The following is a 15,951-nucleotide window of genomic DNA, read 5'->3' on the forward strand; positions in this document are numbered from 1 at the left end:
GATCACATCTGGGGAAGGACCTCGCTCGCGATGAGCTCGAGATGGTCCAGGTCGTCGAGGTCGAGCACCTGGAGGTACATCCGCTGGGCGCCGATCTCGCGGAACCGCCCGATCTTCTCCACGACCTCGGCCGGGGTCCCGGCCAGGCCGTTCTGACGCAGCTCGTCGACCTTCCGGCCGATCGCCTCCGCCCGGCGCGCGATCTCCGCGTCGTCCCGCCCGCAGCACACCACCTGTGCGGCGGAGAAGGTCATCGACTGGCAGGACCGGCCGCCCTGCTCACAGGCGGCCCGCACGCGCTCGTACGCGGCCTTGGTATCGCGCAGGCCGTTGAACGGGACGTTGTACTCGTCGGCGTACCGCGCGGCCAGCCGGGGCGTCCGCTTCGCACCGACGCCTCCGATGATCACCGGTGGGCGGGGCTGCGCCGGCTTCGGCAGCGCGGGCGAGTCTTCCAGCCGGTAGTACTCGCCGCGGAAGGAGAACGACTTGCCGGTCGGCGTCTCCCACAGCCCCGTCACGATCTGGAGCTGCTCCTCCAGCCGGTCGAAACGCTCGCCCAGGCTCGGGAACGGGATGCCGTACGCGGTGTGCTCCTCCTCGAACCACCCCGTGCCCAGCCCGAGCTCGACGCGTCCTCCGCTCATCTGGTCGACGTTCGCCACGGAGATGGCGAGCGGACCGGGCGACCGGAAGGTCGCGGCGGTCACCAGCGTGCCGAGACGGATCCGCCGGGTCTCCCGGGCCAGTCCGGCCAGGGTGATCCAGGCGTCGGACGGGCCCGGCAGACCGCTGACGTCACCCATCCTCAGGTAATGGTCAGAGCGGAAGAACGCGTCGAAGCCGTACTCCTCGGTGGCCTGGGCGACACGGAGCAGAGTGTCGTAGCTCGCCCCCTGCTGGGGCTCAGTGAAGATCCGCAGAAGCATGGCACCCATCCTGCTACTCCGCAGCCGTCCAATGCACTATTTGGTCTAGACCTCTTCGCCGCGCCGCGTCCGGCCGATCCACACCAGGAGGAGGCCGACGGAGGCGAAACCGAGCGCGGCCAGCGCGACCGTCCCGTACGGGAAGCCGGTGTGCGGCAGGCGGCGGACGCTCGGGTTCGGCCGCGCCGGCATCGGCCGGGCGTTGCGGGTGTGGCAGGCGACGCTGTTGTTCGCCGGGTTGTCGTCCGGCGTTCCGGACGCGACCGTGCTGAGGCAGCGGAGCCTGCCGGGGCGGGCGTGCGGCCGGGCCCGCACGGTCAGCCGGAGCTTGCGGGTCCGGCCCGGCGGGATCGCGCCGAGGGGGCAGACGAATCCCGGTCCCTGCGTCAGGCAGTGGCGGCCCTTACCGATCACGATCGGGATGTCCGCGCCCGCACCGGGCCGCTCCGGCGCGATGCCGGGCCCGATCGGCGCCTCGGCCGGACCGCTGCGATGGATGCCGCTCTCGGCCGGGGCCTCCTTACCGGGCGCACCCGCGACGCGGGCCGGGGACGGCGCACCGCACGGCGGAGCGACGGGGCGGTCGGTGAGGTCCGCAGCCGGGCCGTTCGGCGCGGAGCCGCACGCCGGGACGTCCTGCCGCCCGGCGCAGGCGCCGCACGCCGGGGCGTTCTGCCGGTCCGGCTGCTGTCCCGCCTGCGGTCCCGCGCAGGCGCCGCACGCCGGGACGCCCTGCTGCTCCGCCGGCCGCCCAACGCACGCACCGCACGCCGGCCTCGCGGCCGGAACGTCCGCCGCGGGCGTACGCGGCTCCGGCCGATCCGCCGTCGCGCCTTCCGCCGCCGGTCGCCGCACCGCGCACGCTCCGCAGGTCTGCCCGGCCGGTCGCGGCTCCGCGTCGGGCCGCAGCACCTGCGGCCGATCCGCCGTCGCGCCCTGCGCGCCCGGCTGCTGCGCCGCGCACGCGCCGCACGCCGGCTGCCGTCCCTCCGCTCCGCAGCGGGGAGCGTCGGCCGGATGCGCCTGAGCCGCCGCGCACGGCGGGACGCCGGCCGCCTGGCCGTCCGCGGCCGGCCTGTCCTGGGCGGACCCGCAGAGCGGGTCGGTGGGCTTGAGCGGGGCGACCTTCCCGGCGAGCGGCCGCACGGGATCCGCCGTGGCGGCGCAGGGCCGCGTGCCCGGATCTCCCGTACCGGACCGCGTGCCCGCGACCCCCGTCAGGGGTTGCGACTTCGGTCCGCTCGGCCACGCGTCCGGGTCGTTCGCCACCGAGCTGCGGACGACCACCGCCTCGGCGGTCACGGGGCCCTCGTTGGTCACGGTGATCTCGTAGGGGACCTCTCCCCCCGGCCGTACGGTCTCCGGCAGGTCGTCACCGGTGACCGCCAGGTCGGTGGGCTGCGACGCCGTGACCGGGGGGAAGGCCATCTCCCGCGTCGTGGAGCCCGGTCTGCCGTCCCAGGAGATCCTGGCCGGGCTGGACAGCGTCCGCCCGTTCGGCGTCCTCGGGTCCACCGTCGCGGTGAGGGCGCCGTGCCTGGTCTGCCGGGCGGGGAGGACGCCGATCCGGCAGATGAGATCCCGGCCGTGCCACCCGCACTTCGGCGGCAGGGTGATGATCTTCAGGTCGTGGTTCGGCGTCGTCGTGAGCGTGACGTTCCGCACCGGCGCCGAGCCGGTGTTCGTCACCGAGTACGGCCAGGTGTACGTCCTGCCGGGCACGACGGCGCTCTGCGGCGCCCGGGCGTCGAGGATGATCCTCGGGCGCGGCGGGACGGGCCCCTTCTCGTCGCGCGCTCCCCCCGCCGACCGGTGGTCCCGGCCGGCGGCGTCGCGATTCCGGTCCGACGATGCCCCGTGCCGCGAGGCGGGACCGCGATCGCCGTCCGCGAGCTCGTACTCCCGCCCCCCGGGGCGTGCGTCGCGCTCCCGTCCCGCGGCCCCGTGGTCGTGTGCGCGCGCCGATGGGCCGCCGGGCCCGTCGGCGTGCGCGGGTTCATGCGACGTGAGCTGCGGCATGATCGTGAAGCACGAGACGGCCGCCGCCGCCGCGATGCCCCGGGTTCCGGCACGCGTGGCGCGGCCAGAGAAGTCGATCATCGGTGTCCCCCGTGACGTGCTCGGATGCTTTCGACAACGCCCCGTTGTAACGGACCCCCGGATGGCCACCTAGCAGCGTGTCGGCGTGTCGTCACAATACGTGATGGTAAAAACCTAGGCGATCATGCAGAGATCACGACGCGCCCGGACACACGGCGATAGTTTTCGATCACCCCGACTTAGGAGCCGACCGTGCCCGAGAAGAAGGTCACCGCGGCCGCGATCGCCGGTGCCGTCGTGACCATCGTCGTCTGGATCCTGCGCCTCTCCCACATCGACGTGCCGGCCGAGGTCGCGGCGGCCGCGACCACGTTGCTGTCCGCCGTCGCCGGCTACCTCGCCCCGCACACCCACCGCCCGGACCTGGAGCCGCCGGCGGCGGCCCAGCCTCCTCCCGCCACGCGCTGACCGAGGCCCGGCCCAGGGGAGCCGCCGGCCCGTCCTCACAGGCCCATGCGGTCCTCGCAGGCCGGGCAGGAGGCTTCGAGGTAGCGCACGGGGAGCTGCTCCTCGTTCCACTCGATCGACGCCAGCACTCCGCAGCCGAAGCACACCGCGCACAGGCCGACGCCGGAGAGGGCCTGCCGTACGGCGACCAGCAGCCGGCTGGGCGGCAGGCCGCGGATGACCTCGTCCACCTCGTCGCGCGTGCAGCGGATGCGGATGTGCCCCGTCCCCTCGCACTGCGGGCAGTCCCCCAGCCGCAGCAGAGCGGGGTCCTTCTGGATGGTGACCAGCTCGCCGCTGCCGATGCACATCTGGCACGGCATCACGATCCCCTGGAACGCACCGTCGCCGATGGTCTCGTCGCCCATGCGCGGTCCCCCCTTCACGGCACCCCGTCCACCGGCCGCTCGGTCCGGGCACCGGATCGACCCGACCGGACCCTCACCTGCCAGCTTCCTCCACCGGGAGCCGCGGCACCGCCGGTTTTCCGAGGTCACCCACCACTGGAACCGCGCGAACCTCCCTTATTGGGAGAAGCCGGTTGGCCGAGCAGGGCGTAGACGGTGGTGGCGTGGGCCGCGACGGCGCCGCCTGCGGCCAGCTCGACGTCCGCGAAGGCCAGCGTGCGGCCGATCTTGGTGATCCGCGCCGTGACGACCACGTCGGCGTCCACGACCGGGCGCTGGAAGGTGCTGGACTGCTGCACGGTCGTCATCGGCACGTACGCCCCGCGCGCCGCCGACACGGCGATCACCGTGGCGGTGTCCGCGGCGGCCATCAGCGCCTGGCCGGACAGCGACCCGCCCTCCCGGGCCAGCCTCGGCGACCAGGGCAGGCGCAGCACCGCGACCCGGTCGCCGACCTCCTCGACGACCAGGCCCAGGTCCTGCACCCAGGGCGCGAAGTTCTCCTTCAGGATCGCGTTGCCGTCGGCGGCGCTCAGCGTCATGGCGCCATCATCCCCGACCGGGGGACTCGGGCAAGGCCCTCGTCGAGGCGCGCACGCGCACCTCGACGAGACGCCGGAGTCAGCCCCTGATCAGGGTGGCGACGCACTCCACGTGCTGGGTCATCGGGAAGGCGTCGAACGCGCGCAGCGCGGACAGCGTCCAGCCGTACTCGGAGAAGAACGCCAGGTCGCGGGCCAGGGTGGCCGGATCGCACGAGACGTACGCGATCCGGCGGCCGGCGAGCTCCGCCACGCGCTTGACGACGTCCCGGCCGGCGCCGGTGCGCGGCGGGTCCAGGACGACGAGGTCGGCGCGGTTCAGCGTGGACTTGCCGCGGCCGAACTTGATCTGGTCGAGGACCTGCTCGACCTCGCCGCGTTCCACGGACACGTGCGGGAGGTCGCGGAGGTTGAAGCGGGCGTCGCGGACGGCCTGCCCCTCCGACTCGATCCCGACGACCAGGCCGTCCGAGCCGACCGCCTCGCCGAGCACGCCGGCGAACAGGCCCGCGCCGCAGTACAGGTCGACGGCGATGTCGCCCTTCCGGGGCTCCAGCGTGTCCAGGACGGCCGCGGCGAGCGTCTCGGCGGCACCGGGGTGGACCTGCCAGAATCCGCTGCCGCTGACCTGCCACAGCCGGCCGGCGGCCTCCTCACGGACGAAGGGCGGCTTGTCCTCCCGCTTGCCGCTGACGAGGCGCACGGGCGCGTCCATGCGGGGGACGCGGGCCCGGCCCCGGCTGGACAGGACGGCCAGGCGGTCGCCCGTGCCCGCCGACGCGATCGCCTCGACGCCGGTGGCGCCGGGCCAGCGCTTGCGCTCGATGCCGAGCGCCTCGACCTGCGGGTGGGCGATCAGGCACTCGTCGATGGGCTCGATCTGGTGGGAGCGGTGCTTGCGCAGGCCGATCACGCCGTCGCGGCGGACCGCGAACTGCACCCGGGTCCGCCAGCCGAGGCCGTCCGGGGCGCCCGGCACCTCCTCGACGACGACGTCGCGCTCGATGCCGGCCAGCCGGCGGAGCTGCTCCTGGACGACCTCGGCCTTCAGCCGCCGCTGGGCGGGCAGGGAGGCGTGCTGCCAGTCGCAGCCGCCGCAGCGGCCCGGGCCGGCGAACGGGCAGGGCGCCTGGACCCGGTCCGGAGACGCCTCCAGGATCTCGACGGCGTCGGCGCGCAGGAAGTTCTTGGTCTCCTGGGTCACGCGGGCCCGTACGCGCTCGCCGGGCAGGGTGTGCCGGACGAACACGACGCGCCCGTCGTGCCGGGCAACGCACCAGCCGCCGTTGGCGACCGCTCCGATCTGGAGTTCGATCAGCTCAGACGATTCCACCGGCGGCACGGGTCCCCTCCGATTCGACTTCTTGCTCTGGGCCGTACGGGCGGCGTACGGAACCGGGGGCCGGCGGCTCGAACCGGCCCTTCAGACGGTCGGACGAGGCGAGCTGCCAGGGCACGCTCGTGACCATCACACCGGGCTGGAACAGCAGGCGCGTCTTCAGCCGGAGCGCGCTCTGGTTGTGCAGCAGGTGCTCCCACCAGCGTCCCACGACGTACTCGGGCAGGAACACGGTGACCACGTCGCGGGGGCTGCGCCGCCGGACGCTCTTGACGTACTCCAGGATGGGCCGCGTGATCTCTCGGTACGGCGAGTCGAGGATCTTCAGCGGCACGGGCAGCTCCTGCGCGTCCCACTCCTCCTGGAGCCGCTGCGACTCCTCGGGGTCCACCGCGACGGTCACCGCCTCCAGCGTCGAGGGGCGGGTGGCCCGCGCGTACGCGAGCGCCCGCATCGTCGGACGGTGGATCTTGGAGACGAGGACGATGGCGTGGTTCCGGGAGGGCAGCGCGACGTCCTCCCCGGTGACGGCGAGCTCGGCGGCGACCCGGTCGTAGTGCCGCCGGATGCCCCGCATCATGAGGAACAGCACCGACATGGCGACGCAGGCGATCCACGCGCCGAGCAGGAACTTGGTGACCAGCACCACGACCAGCACGATCGCGGTGATGATCCCGCCGAACGTGTTGATGGCCCGCGACATCTTCATCCGCCGCCGGGCGGCCGGGTCGGTCTCGGTCCGCAGCAGGCGGTTCCAGTGCCGGACCATGCCGGTCTGGCTGACGGTGAAGGACACGAACACGCCGACGATGTACAGCTGGATCAGCGACGTGACCGAGGCGTCGTAGGCGTAGATCAGCACGCCGGCCAGCGCGCCCAGGATGATGATGCCGTTGCTGAACGCCAGCCGGTCGCCGCGGGTGTGCAGCTGGCGGGGCAGGTAGCGGTTCTGCGCGAGCACCGAGCCGAGCACGGGGAAGCCGTTGAAGGCGGTGTTGGCGGCCAGCACGAGGATCAGCGCGGTCATCGTCGTGAGGTACGCGAAGCCCAGCGGGAAGTTGCTGAACACGGTGTGCGCGACCTGCGCGATCACCGGGTCCGGCGAGACCTCCTTGCCCGTCCGGTCCAGGATGCGGGCGCCCATCGCCGGGTCGCCGAACTTGGTCTTCGTGATGTACGCCAGCGCGACGATGCCGCCGAACATGGAGGCCGCGATCGCTCCGAGCAGCAGCAGCGTGGCCGCGGCGTTCTTCCCCTTGGGCTTACGGAAGGCGGGCACGCCGTTGCTGATCGCCTCGACGCCGGTCAGCGCCGCGCAGCCGGAGGAGAAGGCCCGCAGCAGCAGGAAGACGAGCGCGAAGCCGCTGACGCCGACCGCCGTGCCGTGGATCGTCATGTCGGCGGTCGCGGCCCGCAGGTGCGCGCCGAACGCCATGCGCGTGAAGCCCCAGATCAGCATCAGGAAGACGCCGAACATGAACAGGTAGGTCGGGATGGCGAACGCGACGCCCGACTCCCGGATCCCCCGGAGATTCATGATCGTCAAGATGGCGACGATGAGGAGTGCGGCGAGGACCTTGTGCGGCTGCAGGAAGTGCAGGAGCGCGGCGAGGTTCTCGATCCCCGACGACACCGAGACGGCGACCGTCAGGACGTAGTCGACCATGAGGGCGCTGGCCACCACGATGCCGGCGTTACTGCCCAGGTTGGTCGTGGCGACCTCGAAGTCGCCGCCGCCGCTGGTGTAGGCGCGGACGTTCTGGCGGTAGGACGCGACCACGGTGAGCATGATCACGATGACCGCCCCCGCCACCCAGGGCGTGAAGTGGTACGTCGCGAGCCCCGCGAGGCCGAGGGCGATCAGGATCTCCTGCGGGGCGTACGCCACCGACGACAGCGCGTCACTGGCGAACACCGGGAGGGCGATCGTCTTGGGGAGTGTCTGCTCGTGCGCTTGGGCGCTGCGAAGCGCCCGGCCGAGCAGAAGCCTCTTGACGAGGTCTGGAGCCTTCGACACGACAGGTAAGGCTAGTCGTTCCTCCGACCGTGAGATCCCCCTCGCCCGGGGGATGAATGCAAGTGCCGCCCTTAAGACGGGTCAGGAAGTGCTCCGCGCACCCGGGGCTGTGTAGGTTTCATCAGGTCAAGCGGAGCCAAGCGGACGGCACCGGCGCCGGGAAGGACGACCGTGCATATCGTGATCATGGGTTGCGGGCGAGTGGGATCCACCCTCGCCCACATCCTGGAGGACAAAGGCCATACCGTGGCCATCATCGATCAGAGCCCCGAGGCGTTCCGCCGGCTGCGCGGCGGCTTCAAGGGGCGCCGGATCACCGGCTTCGGATTCGACCGCGACGTGCTGGTCGAGGCCGGGATCGAGCAGGCCTCCGCTTTCGTCGCCGTCAGCAGCGGCGACAACTCCAACATCATCTCGGCCCGCGTCGCCCGTGAGACCTTCGGGGTGGAGAACGTCGTCGCGCGGATCTACGACCCCCGGCGGGCGGAGGTCTACCAGCGGCTCGGCATCCCGACCGTCGCGACCGTCCGCTGGACCGCGGACCAGATGATCCGGCGGCTGCTGCCCGAGGGCGTGTCCTCGCTGTGGCGGGACCCGACCGGCGAGGTGGTGCTGGCCGAGGTGCAGTCGGACCCGAAGTGGATCGGCGCCAAGGTCTCGGCGCTGGAGGAGGCGGCCAAGACGCGCGTCGCGTTCCTGTCCCGCATGGGCGAGGCGCTGGTGCCCACCGGCGACACCGTCATCCAGGACGGCGACGTCGTCCACGTGATGGCGGCGTCCTCCGACATCGAACGCATCAACGACGCCGTGTCCCAGCGGCCCGAGCAGAGGGTGGAGTAATGCGGGTCGCCATCGCCGGAGCGGGCGCCGTGGGCCGCTCCATCGCCCAGGAGCTCCTCGAGAACGGCCACGAGGTCCTGCTCATCGACAAGAACCCCCGGTCGATCAAGGTCGAGGCGGTGCCGCGCGCCGAGTGGCTGCTCGCGGACGCCTGCGAGATCGCCTCCCTCGACGACGCGGGCCTGGAGCGCTGCCACGTCGTCGTCGCGGCGAGCGGCGACGACAAGGTCAACCTGGTCGTCTCGCTGCTCGCCAAGACCGAGTACGGCGTCCCCCGCGTCGTCGCGCGGATCAACCACCCCAAGAACGAATGGCTCTTCAACGAGTCCTGGGGCGTCGACGTCGCGGTCTCCACGCCCCGCCTGCTGTCCGCGCTGGTCGAGGAGGCCGTCAGCGTCGGCGACCTGGTCCGGCTGATGACCTTCCGGCAGGGTGAGGCGAACCTCGTCGAGCTGACCCTGCCCGAGGACGCCCCGCTCGCCGGTCAGCTGGTCGGCTCGGTGACCTGGCCGCGCGACACCGCGCTCGTGGCGATCCTGCGGGAGGGCCGGGTGCTGGTGCCCAGCCCGGACGACACCCTCGAGGCCGGGGACGAGCTGATGTTCGTCGCCAGCCAGGACGTCGAGGACGAGCTCGGCGACCTGCTGTCAGCGCACTGACCCGCGCCGGGGTCAGGACTCCTGAGCGCCCGTGGCCGTCTCCATCGGGGTACGGCCACGGGCCAGCAGCCAGGCCATGACGGCCAGCGCCGCCACCTGGAGCGGCCAGCCCATCACGACCTTGGCCGCGCCGAGCCAGCCGACGTGCCCCGCCAGGTAGAGGGGGTACTGCACGGCGACCCGCACCAGGCACGGGATCAGCAGCAGCCAGGTGAGCCGGGAGCACAGCCGGACGATGTCGCGGTCGCGGTGCCAGGCGGTCGGGTCGCCGGTGACCGACCCGATCAGGAACCCGACGACGGGCCACCGGACGGCGATCGACAGCAGCATCGCCGCGGCGTAGCCCGCGTTGTAGAGGATGCCGGGCAGGAACGCGTCGGCGGCCTTGCCCGAGCGCAGCGCGAAGAACGCCGCGATCGCGATGCCGAAGACGCTGTTGAGCACGAACTGGACCGTCGAACGCTGAACCAGGCGCACGGCCAGCAGGACGACGGCGAGCCCGGCTCCGAGGATCAGGGACGCCTTGAGCTGGTGGCTCACGATCCAGGAGACGGTGAAGCCGATCGTCGGGATCGCCGCCTCCACGACGCCGCGCGGGCCGCCGAGCGCCTTGGAGAGCTGCTTGCGGACGGCCTCCTCGACGGTGTCGTACGCGGCCCGCCGCGCCTCGCCGTGAGCCTCGGCGCCGGCCTCGTCATGAGTCCCCGCGAGGGCGTCCGCGCCGCGGTGGTCCTCCGTGGGCGCGTCCGCGCCGCCGGCCTCGCCCACGGCCCGTTCCTGGACGGGGGCCTTCCCGCCCTCGTCGTCCGTCGCCTCGGCGCGGCGTCGCTCGGTCATGATCCTCCCCGCAGCTCGTACCGCGGGTTGAACATCACCTTGCGGCCGTCCTGGACGCTGACCAGGCCCTCCGCGCGCACCAGCCGACCGGGCTCGATCCCGGCGATGCGCCGCCGGCCGAGCCACACCAGACTGATCATGTCCGAGCCGTCGTACAGCTCGGCCTCCAGTGCGGGCGCGCCGCCCCTCGGTCGGAGAGTCACGGTACGTAGCGTACCCGCCACGCAGGCGCGTCGGCGTACGGCGCACTTCCTGATCGGAGTGGCGCCCTCCTCGCCGGTGGTCTTCTGCAGCTCTTCGGCCTCGAGCTCCGCCTTGGTCGAGGTCAGGCGACGCAGGAAGCCGCGCAGACCCCGAGCGCCCTGTGCGTTCTCCTGCGCCGTTCCGGCAGGCACTTCCTCCATGATTCGCAAGCGTAAGCCATCCCCTGACGGAACAGACCACCGCGAAAGGATTAACTCACGCTGCACCAGGACGTATCCGGGTACGTGCCGCGAATTCGCCGCTTTCCGTGTGCCGGGCGAGCGCCGCCTCCGCCGAGCCGAGCTGCCACGGCACGCTGGTGACCATCACGCCGGGCCGGAACAGCAGGCGTGCCTTGAGCCGGAGGGCGCTCTGGTTGTGCAGGAGGTGCTCCCACCAGCGGCCGACGACGTACTCGGGAAGGAAGACGGACACCACGTCACGGGGGCTCTTGAGCCGGATCCGGGTCACATGGTCGAGCACCGGCCCGGTGATGTCACGGTACGGCGAGTCGAGGATCGTCAGCGGCACGGGGATGTCGCGCTCGGCCCACTCCCGCTCCAGCCGGTCGGCCTCCTCCTGGCTGGTCGCCACGCTGAGTGCGGTCAGCGTGTTGGGCCTCGTCGCCCGGGCGAAGGCCAGCGCCCGCAGAGTGGGGGTGTGCACCTTGGACACGAGCACGACGGCATGGATCCGGCTGGGCAGCGGGACGCCTTCATCGCCCGGCTCGAGTTCGACCGCGACCCGCCGGTAGTGCCGCTGGATCCCCTTCATCATCAGGAACACCAACGGCATGGTCACCACGACGATCCACGCGCCGTGCATGAACTTGGTGAACAGCACGATCACCAGGACCAGGCCGGTGAGGAGGGCGCCGACGAGGTTGATCGCTCGCGAGCGGTGGATGGCGCGCCGGCCCGCCGCATCGGTGATCCGGCGCAGTTCATCGCCCCAGTGCCTGACCATTCCGCTCTGGCTCAGGGTGAAGGAGACGAACACCCCGATGATGTAGAGCTGGATGAGCCTCGTGGTGCTGGCGTCGAACGCCCAGATCAGCGCGCCGGCCAGCAGGGACAGGATCACGATGCCGTTGCTGAACACCAGCCGGTCGCCGCGCCGTGCGAACTGCCGGGGCAGATACCCGTCGCCGCCCAGGATCGAGGCCAGGATCGGGAACCCGTTGAACGCGGTGTTGGCGGCCAGCACGAGGACCGCCGCGGTGAATGCCTGCACTAGGAAGAAGAACACCGAGCCGTGCCCGAAGACCGCCGCGCCGAGCTGGGCGATGACCGTCTTCTGCTCGTATCCGGGCGGCGCGCCGATCAGCTGCGCCGGGCTCTCGGCCATGTGCACGTGAGCGGCCAACGCGAGGATCGTGATGCCGCTGAACATGGTCACGGCCAGCAGCCCCATGATCGTCAGCGTGGCCGCCGCGTTGCGGCTCTTCGGCGGCTTGAAGTTGGGGACTCCGTTGCTCACAGCCTCGACACCGGTCAGCGCCGTGCATCCCTGAGCGAAGGCGCGCAGGGCGAGCAGGACGGCCGCCGCCCCGATCGAGCCGTGCGCGGCATGCACGCCGATCCCTGCCGACTCGGCCGCCGGCGCGTGCCCGACCAGCATCCGTACGAGGCCGACGGCGAGCATGAGGAAGATGCTGACCACGAAGCCGTAGGTGGGGATGGCGAACGCCGTCCCCGACTCCTTGACCCCGCGCAGGTTCATCACGGCCAGCACGGCGATCAATACGAGCGAGATGCCCACGGCGTGCGGGCCGAGCGCGGGGAACGCGGAGACGATGTTCGCGACGCCCGCCGCGACGGAGACCGCGACGGTCATGACATAGTCGATCAGCAGCGCGCTCGCCGCCACCAAAGAGGCGTTCTCACCGAGGTTCGCCCGGCTGACCGCGTACGCTCCGCCGCCGTTGGGGTAGGCGTGACAGGTCTGCCGGTACGACGCGGTGACCACCAGGAGCAGGAAGACCACGCCTGCGCCCACCCACCAGGACAGGGTGAGCATCGCCAGACCGCCGAGGCTGAGCGCGAGCAGGATCTCCTCGGTGGCGTATGCGACGGAGGACAGGGGGTCGCTGCAGAAGACGGGGAGGGCCAGCTTCTTGGGTAGCAGCGTCTCCCCCATCTGCCCGGTCCGGAGCGGCCTGCCGACGAGGAAGCGTTTCGGGAGATGCAACACGGCTTGCTTCACGATTGCCAGCAAACCGGCCTGGGCGGCACGAATCGGATATTCCTAACGCCGCCCTAACGCCCCCGCTCCGCTTCTTAACGACTTCCTAACGCGGTCACGCGCGTCGGCGAGAACGAGGACCTCAGCGCGGCCGGGGGTCAACGTTCGAAGCGGTAGCCCATGCCCGGTTCCGTGATCAGGTGGCGGGGGCGGGACGGGTCCTTCTCCAGCTTCCGGCGCAACTGGGCAAGGTAGACCCGCAGGTAGCCGGTCTCGTTCTCGTACGAGGGCCCCCACACCTCGCGAAGCAGCTGCTGCTGGCTGACCAGCCGTCCCGCGTTGCGCACGAGCACCTCGAGCACGTGCCACTCGGTCGGCGTGAGACGGACGTCGGCGCCGTCCCGGCCGACCTTCTTGGCGGCCAGGTCGACGGTGAAGTCGTCGGTGACGACGACGGCGGCCTCCTCGGCGGGGGCGGCCCTGCGCACGGCGGCGCGCAGCCGGGCCAGCAGCTCGTCCATGCCGAACGGCTTGGTCACGTAGTCGTCCGCGCCGACGTCGAGCGTCTCGACCTTCTCCTCGGAGGCGTGCCGCGCCGACAAAACGATGATCGGCACGCTCGTCCAGCCGCGCAGCCCCTTGATCACCTCGGCGCCCTCCATATCCGGCAGGCCCAGGTCCAGGACGACGACGTCGGGATGGCGGCGTGCCGCCAGATCGAGGGCGGTACGGCCGTCGGGCGCCGCGTCCACCTCGTAGCCGCGAGCCCGCAGGTTGATGCGGAGCGCGCGGACGATCTGCGGCTCGTCGTCCACGACGAGTACTCGGGTCACCATTCCCCCTTGCCTTCTCCCACTGCGGGGCTCGCCCCGGTCGGCAGTGAGAACACCATGGTCAATCCGCCCCCGGGGGTGTCCTCGGCGTGCAGGTCACCTCCAACGGCCTCGGCGAAACCGCGCGCGACCGCAAGCCCCAGCCCGACTCCACTGCCGCGCGGCCGGTCGCCGAGCCGCTGGAACGGCTCGAACATCCGGCTCTTGGCGGAGTCGGGGACACCCGGCCCCCGGTCGGTCACCCGTAGTTCCACCATCCCGCCGTGCTCGCTCGCCGTCACCCGGACCGGCTCGGGGCCGCCGTGCCGTACCGCGTTCTCGACGACGTTGGCCAGGGAACGCTCCAAAAGCCCGGGGTCGGCCACGACGGGCGGCAGGTCGTCCGGCACCTCGATCTTGACCTGGTCGCCCGGAACGTTCGCCAGCGCCGGCTGGATCACCTCATCCAAGGCCACCGTGCGGGCGAGCGGGTTGACGACGCCGGTCTGCAGGCGGCTCATGTCGAGCAGGTTGGCGACCAGGCCGTCGAGGCGGTCCGCGGACTCCTCGATCGTGGCCAGCAACTCGGCCTCGTCGTCGGCATCCCAGCGCACCTCCGGCGAGCGGAGGCTGCTCACACTCGCCTTGATCGACGCCAGGGGGGTACGCAGGTCGTGGGAGACGGCGGCGAGCAGCGCCGTGCGGATCCGGTTGCCCTCCGCGAGCCGCCGGGCCTCCTTCGCCTCCTCGGCCAGGCGCTGGCGGTCCAGGGCCGCGGCCGCCTGGTAGGCGAAGGCGGCGAGCACGCGGCGGTCGGCGGCCGGCAGCACCCGGCCGTCGAGCGCCAGCGTCAAGGTGTCACTGACCTGAACGGTGACGTCCGCGTCCCCGGGCCGCCCACAGGTCTCCGTGCCCGCCGACGCCACGGGTGCCCACCCGTCGCCGGAGCGTTCGAGCAGCGTGACCGAGGACAGCCCGAACGTCTCCCGGACCCGTTCGAGCAGCTCGGGCAGGGCGTCCTCGCCACGCAGCACGCTCGTCGCGAGCATGCTGAGCGTGGTCGCCTCCGAACGCGCCCGCGCCGCCTGCGAGCTGCGCCGCGCCGCGAGGTCCACGACGGTCGATACGGCGACCGCCACGGTCACGAACACGAGAAGCGCCAGCGCGTTCTCCAGGTGGGCCACGGTGAGGGTGTGGACCGGCGGCGTGAAGAACCAGTTGACGAGCAGGAACCCGGCGACGGCGGCGACGATCGCGGGCCACAGCCCGCCGACCAGCGCCACTCCGACGGCCAGCGCGAGGAAGAAGAGCAGCTCGGTCGGAAGCCCGAGGTGACGGACGGACGCCGACAGCACCGCGGTCAGCGCCGGCGGGCCGAACAGCGCGAGCAGCCAGCCGGCCGTCCGTCGTCCGCGCCCCAGCGAGGTGGGCGGAACGGCCGCCGGTCCCCTGCCCTTGCCGGCGTAGTCATGGGTGACGATGTGCACGTCCACGTCGTCGGACGCACGGGCGACGGTCGTGCCGACGCCGGGTCCGAAGGCGTACTGCCAACGGTTCCGCCGGCTCGACCCGAGCACGATCTGCGTGGCGTTCGCCGCGCGGGCGAACTCGAGCAGTGCCTTGGGCACGTCGTCACCGGTGACCTGGTGGTAGGAGCCGCCCAAGCCCTCCACCAGCGCACGCTGCCGGGCGAGCGCCTCCGGAGACCCGTCTCTGAGGCCCTTTCCCCGCGCGACGTGCACCGCCACGAGGTCGGCCCGGCCGGCGCGGGCGGCGATCCGGGCGGCGCGGCGGATCAGCACGTCGCCCTCCGGACCGCCGGTCAGCGCGACCACGATCCGCTCCCGGGCCTCCCAGGTATCGGTGATGCCCTTCTCATCGCGGTAACGGGCGAGCGCGTCGTCGACCCGGTCCGCCAGCCAGAGCAGCGCGAGTTCCCGCAGCGCGGTGAGGTTGCCGACGCGGAAGTAGCTGGCCAGCTCCGCGTCGATCCTTTCCGGCGCGTACAGGGTGCCGTGGGCCAGGCGGCGGCGCAGGGACTCCGGGGCCATGTCGACCAGTTCGATCTGATCGGCGCGCCGGACGACCTCGTCGGGAACCGTCTCGGTGGGCCGTACCTCGGTGATGCGCTCGACGACGTCGGTGAGCGACTCCAGGTGCTGGACGTTGACGGTGGAGATCACGTCGATGCCCGCCTCGAGGAGCTCCTCGACGTCCTGCCAGCGCTTCTCGTTGCGAACCCCTGGGACGTTGGTGTGGGCCAGCTCGTCGACCAGCACCCCTTCGGGGCGGCGCGCGAGGATCGCGTCGACGTCCATCTCGGTGACCGCCCGGTCGCGGTGGACGGTCTCGCGGCCGGGCACGGTCTCCAGGCCGTCGAGCAGCGCAACGGTGCGGGCGCGGCCGTACGTCTCGACGTAGCCCACGACGAGGTCGGCGCCGCGTTCGAGCCGCCGGTGCGCCTCGCCGAGCATGGCGTACGTCTTGCCGACTCCGGGCGCCGCCCCGAGGTAGATCTTGAGCCTGCCCCGCGTCGCCATCTGCCTCACCCCCTTCCCTGCATTGTGTCCCCGGATGACGGTGTTCGAGACGGTC

At 72.0% G+C, this 15,951-nt stretch carries 14 protein-coding genes; 3 read left to right on the forward strand and 11 right to left on the reverse strand.

The genetic code is table 11. From position 1 onward, the window contains the following. Positions 1-2: 2 nt before the first annotated feature. Together NE234_RS09070 and NE234_RS09075 are read right to left on the reverse strand one after the other, a co-directional pair. A complete protein-coding gene (locus NE234_RS09070) occupies positions 3-929 on the reverse strand; it encodes an LLM class F420-dependent oxidoreductase (protein ID WP_252778438.1) in 927 nt (308 codons plus the stop codon). A 45-nt stretch (positions 930-974) separates the two neighbouring features. Beyond that, positions 975-3,029, reverse strand: a complete 2,055-nt coding sequence (locus NE234_RS09075; protein WP_252778439.1) for a hypothetical protein — start codon at positions 3,027-3,029, stop codon at positions 975-977. A gap of 192 nt (positions 3,030-3,221) precedes the next feature. Here NE234_RS09075 and NE234_RS09080 point away from each other — a divergent pair, with 192 nt between their 5' ends. After that, a complete protein-coding gene (locus tag NE234_RS09080; RefSeq protein WP_252778440.1) occupies positions 3,222-3,437 on the forward strand; it encodes a hypothetical protein in 216 nt (71 codons plus the stop codon). A gap of 35 nt (positions 3,438-3,472) precedes the next feature. Here NE234_RS09080 and NE234_RS09085 read toward each other — a convergent pair whose 3' ends face one another. The 4 genes from NE234_RS09085 to NE234_RS09100 all read right to left on the reverse strand — a co-directional run bounded on the left by NE234_RS09085 (position 3,473) and on the right by NE234_RS09100 (position 7,781). Beyond that, complete coding sequence (locus tag NE234_RS09085; protein ID WP_252778441.1) at positions 3,473-3,844, reverse strand: hypothetical protein; 372 nt, start codon at positions 3,842-3,844, stop codon at positions 3,473-3,475. 125 nt (positions 3,845-3,969) lie between these two features. Then, positions 3,970-4,425 carry a PaaI family thioesterase gene (locus NE234_RS09090; protein WP_252778442.1) on the reverse strand — a complete coding sequence of 152 codons (456 nt, stop codon included), beginning with the start codon at positions 4,423-4,425 and terminating at the stop codon, positions 3,970-3,972. 79 nt (positions 4,426-4,504) lie between these two features. Then, positions 4,505-5,758 carry a class I SAM-dependent RNA methyltransferase gene (locus tag NE234_RS09095; protein ID WP_252778443.1) on the reverse strand — a complete coding sequence of 418 codons (1,254 nt, stop codon included), beginning with the start codon at positions 5,756-5,758 and terminating at the stop codon, positions 4,505-4,507. Then, entirely contained in the window at positions 5,745-7,781 is a 2,037-nt protein-coding gene (locus NE234_RS09100) for an APC family permease (protein ID WP_252778444.1), read from the reverse strand. Before NE234_RS09100 ends, NE234_RS09095 begins: the two co-directional genes overlap by 14 nt. Before the next feature lie 171 nt (positions 7,782-7,952). Here NE234_RS09100 and NE234_RS09105 point away from each other — a divergent pair, with 171 nt between their 5' ends. Next, entirely contained in the window at positions 7,953-8,621 is a 669-nt protein-coding gene (locus NE234_RS09105) for a potassium channel family protein (RefSeq protein ID WP_252778445.1), read from the forward strand. After that, on the forward strand, positions 8,621-9,280 hold the full coding sequence (locus tag NE234_RS09110) for a potassium channel family protein (protein WP_252778446.1): 660 nt from the start codon (positions 8,621-8,623) through the stop codon (positions 9,278-9,280). Before NE234_RS09105 ends, NE234_RS09110 begins: the two co-directional genes overlap by 1 nt. 12 nt (positions 9,281-9,292) lie before the next feature. Here the strand turns inward: NE234_RS09110 and NE234_RS09115 are convergent, their stop codons facing one another. From NE234_RS09115 to NE234_RS09135, 5 genes are all read right to left on the reverse strand, one after another. Next, positions 9,293-10,117 (reverse strand): DUF3159 domain-containing protein, encoded by an 825-nt coding sequence (locus NE234_RS09115; protein ID WP_252778447.1) that lies wholly within the window; start codon positions 10,115-10,117, stop codon positions 9,293-9,295. Next, positions 10,114-10,521: an OB-fold nucleic acid binding domain-containing protein gene (locus NE234_RS09120; RefSeq protein ID WP_252778448.1), complete on the reverse strand. Its 408-nt coding sequence runs from the start codon at positions 10,519-10,521 to the stop codon at positions 10,114-10,116. The genes NE234_RS09115 and NE234_RS09120 overlap by 4 nt, the downstream gene beginning before the upstream one ends. A gap of 55 nt (positions 10,522-10,576) precedes the next feature. Then, positions 10,577-12,565, reverse strand: a complete 1,989-nt coding sequence (locus tag NE234_RS09125; protein WP_252778449.1) for an APC family permease — start codon at positions 12,563-12,565, stop codon at positions 10,577-10,579. 137 nt (positions 12,566-12,702) lie between these two features. After that, on the reverse strand, positions 12,703-13,377 hold the full coding sequence (locus tag NE234_RS09130; protein WP_252778450.1) for a response regulator: 675 nt from the start codon (positions 13,375-13,377) through the stop codon (positions 12,703-12,705). Then, positions 13,374-15,896, reverse strand: coding sequence for a sensor histidine kinase (locus NE234_RS09135; RefSeq protein ID WP_252778451.1), 2,523 nt, complete (start codon positions 15,894-15,896; stop codon positions 13,374-13,376). The genes NE234_RS09130 and NE234_RS09135 overlap by 4 nt, the downstream gene beginning before the upstream one ends. Between the last annotated feature and the right edge of the window lie 55 nt (positions 15,897-15,951).

The organism is Actinoallomurus rhizosphaericola (assembly GCF_024055675.1).
Classification (GTDB): domain Bacteria; phylum Actinomycetota; class Actinomycetes; order Streptosporangiales; family Streptosporangiaceae; genus Actinoallomurus; species Actinoallomurus soli.